Raw genomic sequence first — 5144 nt, forward strand, 5'->3', positions numbered from 1 at the left:
CCGCTACCTCTTCCACATCGTTGAAGAAGTGCAACGCCGTGGCATGCCGACCGAGCTGGCCTTGCTGCCCTTCATCGAGAGCGCCTTCAACCCGCAGGCCATCTCATCGGCCAAGGCCTCGGGCATGTGGCAGTTCATGCCCGCCACCGGCAAACATTTCGATCTGCGGCAAAACGTCTTCCGTGACGACCGCCGCGACGTGCTCGCCTCCACCCGCGCCGCGCTCGACTACCTCAGCAAACTGCACGGCATGTTTGGCGACTGGCATCTCGCACTGGCCGCCTACAACTGGGGCGAAGGCAATGTGCAGCGCGCCATCGCGCGCAACAAACGCGCCGGCAAACCCACCGACTACCTCAGCCTGCGCATGCCGAACGAGACGGCCTACTACGTGCCCAAGCTGCAAGCGGTGAAAAACCTCGTGGCGCGGCCAGGTGCTTTCTCTGTCACGCTGCCGACGCTGGCCAACCACCCCTACTTCCTGAGCGTGCCGATCGAGCGCGACATCGACGTCGCAGTCGCCGTCCAGCTCGCCGGCATTTCGCGCGATGAGTTCAACACCCTCAATCCGCAGATGAACAAGCCGGTGATCCTGGCCGCCGGCACACCGCAGATCCTGCTGCCGTATGACAACGCCAGCCTCTTCGTGCGCAACGTCGCCGCGCACCGCGGCCCCTTCGCCACCTGGACAGCCTGGATTGCCCCGCGCACCCTGAAGCCCAGCGAGGCCGCCCAACAGGTGGGCATGAGCGAAGAAGAGCTGCGCGAAGTCAACAAGATCCCGCCGCGCATGCTGGTCAAGGCCGGCTCCACGCTGCTGGTGCCACGTGCGCAGCATCTGTTGAAAGACGTTTCGCTGCATGTGGCCGACAACGCCACCATGGCACTCGCCCCCGAGGCCCTGCCGCCCAGGCGCGTCACCCACCGCGCCGTCAAGGGCGACACGGTGGCGAGCGTCGCCAGGCGTTACCGCGTGAGCAGTTCGCAGGTCGCGCTGTGGAACAAGGTCACCACGAGTGCCAGTTTTTCAAGCGGCCAGAGTGTGGTGGTGTTCGTGCCGCAGAAGCAGCCCACGGTGCGCAGCAAGGGCAAGGCCCGGACGCCGGTGAAGCGCAAGAGCCGGCCGCGCTGAGCGCGGCAGCGGCCGTGGCGTGACCTTCACCGCTCTCCCATGCTCTGGCTCACGGCCGTCTGCACCGGGCTGAGCAGGTAGTCGATCACACGGCGTTTGCCGGTCTTGATCTCGGCGGTGACGTTCATGCCCGGGCTCAGGTGGATGCGCTTGCCGTCGATCACGATGCTGTTTTGGCTGAGGGCCAGCGTGGCAGGAAAGATGGCGCCGCGTTTTTCGTCGTTCACCGCATCGGCCGTCACGCTGCTCACCTTGGCCTCCACCGTGCCGTAGCGGGTGAAGGGGAAAGTCTCCAGCTTGATGGCGGCCACCTGGCCTGCGTTGACGAAGCCGATGTCCTTGTTGTCGATCACCACCTCGGCGGTGACCTGGGCGTCCTTGGGCACGATGATCATCAGCACCTGGGCCTCGGTGACCACGCCGCCCTCGGTGTGCACGGCCACTTGTTGCACGGTGCCGGCCACGGGCGCCGTCATCTGGGTCAGGCGGGTGCGTTGCTCGGTCTTGCTGAGCTCTTGGGTGAGCTGCGTGCGTTTGGAGGTCGCTTGGGCCTGGCGGTCGCTCAGGGCGCGCTGGGTTTCGGCGAGGTAGGCGCTGCGGGTGTTGGCGCTCTCTGCCAGCGTGGCCTGGGCTTCGGCGAGCCTCGCGCGCTGGGTAGCGAGATCGCGCTCTTGTTCGATGCGTTCGCGGGTGCGGTCTTGGCCCGCGTGGCCCGCGATGAAACCTTCGTCGGTCAGGCGCTTGAAGTCGGCCTCGCGCTGCTGGGCAATGGGCAAGGTGGCTTCGAGCTTGGCGATGGTCTGGCGCACGGTCGTGATCTCGGCCTCGCGGCGCGCTTGTTCGGCGCTCAGCTTGGCGAGCTTGGCGGTGATGTCTTGCCACTCGGCTTGGAGTTGGGCGTTGTCGCGTGAGGCTGTGCTTGGCGCTGGCTTCGACAGGCTCAGCCCGAACGGAGGGGTGGTAGGCAGCACAGGCGCACGCCCCGTCTTCAGTGCAAGCATCACGGCCGTGGTCCTGCTCTCCTCCGACACCATCGCACTCAGCTGCTCTTGCACGCTGGCGCCGTCGGCGCTGGCGTTGGTGGCGTCGAGTTCCACCAGCACCTGGCCGGCTTGCACCGTTTCACCGTCTTTGACCAGCACCCGCTTGACGACACTGGTTTCCAGTGGCTGCAAGGTCTTGGTGCGCTCACTCACCACGATGCGACCCGAGGCCACGGCGACGATGTCGATCTGGCCGAAGATGGCCCAGGCGAGCGCGATGACGAAGAGCGCGCAGATCACCCAGGCCACGCGCCGTGGGGCCGGGTGGGCGGGGGTTTCTTGCAGGCTGAGCGCGGCGGGCAGGAAAGCCGCTTCGTCGGCCAGGCGCTTGGGGCCGGCCAGCTCGTGCCGCACGGCCCAGGCCGCCTGGAATATCGCCTTGTAGCGCGCCAGCAGGTCGATCGCCGGGTGGCGGGGTGTCGTTGAAGCGCTCATGCCGGGCCTCCCGCCTGCATGGCCCACAGGTGGGCGTAGAGCCCCTTCGGTTGTTTGAGCAGCTCGTCGTGGCTGCCTTGTTCGACGATACGGCCCTTGTCCATTGCGATGATGCGGTGGGTCTGGCGCACGCTGCTCAGGCGGTGGGCAATGATGATCACGGTGCGGCCCTTGCAGATGTGGGCCATGTTGCGTTGAACGATGGCTTCACTCTCGTAGTCGAGCGCGCTGGTGGCTTCGTCGAAGATCAGCACGCGCGGATTGGTGAACAAGGCACGTGCAATGGCAATGCGCTGGCGTTGGCCACCGGAGAGGCTGCTGCCTTGCTCGCCCACCACGGTGTCGTATCCCTCGGGCAGCTCGCTGATGAACTCGTGGGCTCCTGCCATCTGGGCGGCTTGCATCACGGCTTCGATCGGTGCGGCGGGGTCGGTGATGGCGATGTTTTCGCGCACGCTGCGGTTGAAGAGCAGGTTCTCTTGCAGCACCACGCCGATCTGCCGGCGCAGCTGCGCCGCATCGATCAGGCTGATGTCGATGCCGTCGACCATCACCCGGCCTTGTTCGGGGGTGTAGAGGCGCTGCACGAGCTTGGTGAGCGTGCTCTTGCCCGAGCCGCTGCGGCCCACGATGCCGATCACCTCGCCCGCTCTCACTTCCAGGCTCAGGGCATGCAGCACCGGTGGTGCTTCGGGGCGGTAGCGGAAGGTGACGGCATCAAACTGGATGCGCCCCTTGAGGGGCGGCAGCTGCGCGGCCGCAGTGGGCGGCACCTCGGTGCGGGTGTTCAAGATGTCACCCAACCGCGCCATCGAGATGCCGGTTTGCTGAAAGTCCGTCCACATCTGCGCCATGCGCATGATGGGCTGGGCCACCCGCTGGGCAAACATGTTGAAGGCGACAAACTGGCCCACGCTCAACTGCTGGTCCATCACCAGGCGGGCGCCGTACCAGAGGGTGGCGGCGCTGATCAGCTTGCCGATGAGGTTGATGCCTTCGTGGCCGTAGCTTGCAAGCGTGCTGGTCTTGAAGCTGGCCGAGACGTAGGCGGCAAGCTGGTCGTCCCAGCGTTTTGCAATCGCTGGCTCCAACGCGCTGGCCTTCACGGTCTGGATGCCGGTGACGGTTTCGACCAGCAGCGATTGGTTCTCGGCACCACGGGCAAACTTTTCGTTCAAGCGGGCACGCAAGATGGGCATGAGCGTGATGCTGAGGCCCACGTAGAGCGGCAGGCTGATGAGCACGATCAGCGTAAGCGGCACGCTGTAGAGGAACATCACCGCGATGAAGATCACCGAGAACAGCACGTCGAGCACCAACGTCAACGCATTGCCGGTGAGAAAGCTGCGGATGTTTTCGAGCTCGCGCACACGCTCCACCGAGTCACCCACACGGCGTGCCTGGAAGTAGGCCAAGGGCAGCTGCAGCAGGTGGCGGAACAGGCGGGCGCCGAGCTCCACGTCGATGCGGCTGGTGGTGTGGCTGAAGACGTAGGTGCGCAGGATGGTGAGCACGCTCTCGAAGAGCACCACCACCACCAGACCGATGATGAGCACGTCGAGTGTGGACATGCCTCGGTGCACCAGCACCTTGTCCATCACCACCTGGAAGAAGAGCGGGCTCACCAGCGCAAAGAGTTGCAGGAAGAGTGAAACGACCAGCACCTCGCCCAGCAGGCGGCGGTACTTCACCAAGCTCGGAATGAACCAGCTGAAGTCGAAGGTGGCGAGTGCGCCAGCCAGGGATGCGCGGCTCGTGATGAGGATGAGCTGGCCGCTCCACTGCGTCTCGAAGACGCTCAGCGGCTCGATGACCGGGCGGCCGCCGGCTTCCTGCATCAGCACACGTTGGCCGTCACATTGAGCCAGCACGACCACGCGGCCATCGTTCATCAAGGCCAGGGCCGGCAGGGGCGCAAGGTTCAGGCGGTCGGTGGGGCTGCGGCTGAGCTTGGCCTTGAGGCCCAGGTGTTTGGCGGCCAGCAGCAGGTCGTCTGTGCTCGGGGTGTGGCTGGGCGGCCAACCAAGCTGATGCGCCAAGTGCGCGGGCTCGGCAGCGACATGGTGCAGGCGGGCGATGACGCAGAGCGATTGCAATGCACTCAAACCCAACTCAGGCGCTATGCCACCTACAGGGACTGAAGGCACTTCAGCGCGCGGCTGCGCCTCGTTGAGAACTTGACCAGACACTTTGAATCCTCCCCGCCCATCCATCTTGTGGGGCGGATTGTGCCGTGGTGCGCTCAGCGCCGGTCGACCAGCGCGTGGGCGATGGTGCCCAGGTCCACGTATTCGAGCTCGCTGCCGATGGGCACACCGCGCGCCAGGCGTGTCACGCGCAGGTCGCGCGCCTTGAGTGTTTCGGCCAGCACATGCGCGGTGGCTTCGCCTTCGGCGGTGAAGTTGGTCGCGACGATGACTTCATCGACCGTGCCATCGGCAGCACGGTCGAGCAGCTGCTGCAGGCCGATGTCTCGCGCGCCGATGCCATCGAGGGGGCTCAGGTGGCCCATCAACACGAAGTACAAACCGCGG

At 65.5% G+C, this 5144-nt stretch carries 4 protein-coding genes; 1 reads left to right on the forward strand and 3 read right to left on the reverse strand.

From position 1 onward, the window contains the following. Window positions 1–1132: transglycosylase SLT domain-containing protein (locus tag RMO40_RS18370; protein ID WP_309724475.1), on the forward strand; the 1132-nt coding region annotated here is incomplete at its 5' end. A 26-nt stretch (window positions 1133–1158) separates the two neighbouring features. Here RMO40_RS18370 and RMO40_RS18375 read toward each other — a convergent pair. The 3 genes from RMO40_RS18375 to RMO40_RS18385 all read right to left on the reverse strand — a co-directional run. Then, the gene (locus RMO40_RS18375) at window positions 1159–2610 is read right to left on the reverse strand and encodes an HlyD family type I secretion periplasmic adaptor subunit (RefSeq protein ID WP_309724477.1); all 1452 of its coding nucleotides are present in this window, start codon (window positions 2608–2610) and stop codon (window positions 1159–1161) included. Further along, on the reverse strand, window positions 2607–4823 hold the full coding sequence (locus RMO40_RS18380) for a type I secretion system permease/ATPase (protein ID WP_309724479.1): 2217 nt from the start codon (window positions 4821–4823) through the stop codon (window positions 2607–2609). The genes RMO40_RS18375 and RMO40_RS18380 overlap by 4 nt, the downstream gene beginning before the upstream one ends. A gap of 29 nt (window positions 4824–4852) precedes the next feature. Continuing rightward, on the reverse strand, window positions 4853–5144 hold a 292-nt coding region (locus RMO40_RS18385; RefSeq protein ID WP_309724480.1), incomplete at its 5' end, for a toprim domain-containing protein.

Origin of the sequence: Rhizobacter sp., from assembly GCF_031412075.1 — a bacterium.
Classification (GTDB): domain Bacteria; phylum Pseudomonadota; class Gammaproteobacteria; order Burkholderiales; family Burkholderiaceae_C; genus Rhizobacter.

Bases quoted from the DNA above. Each gene is read 5' to 3' on its own strand.
- RMO40_RS18380 (WP_309724479.1), bottom strand. From the start codon at position 4,823: ATGGATGGGCGGGGAGGATTCAAAGTGTCTGGTCAAGTTCTCAACGAG.
- RMO40_RS18375 (WP_309724477.1), bottom strand. From the start codon at position 2,610: ATGAGCGCTTCAACGACACCCCGCCACCCGGCGATCGACCTGCTGGCG.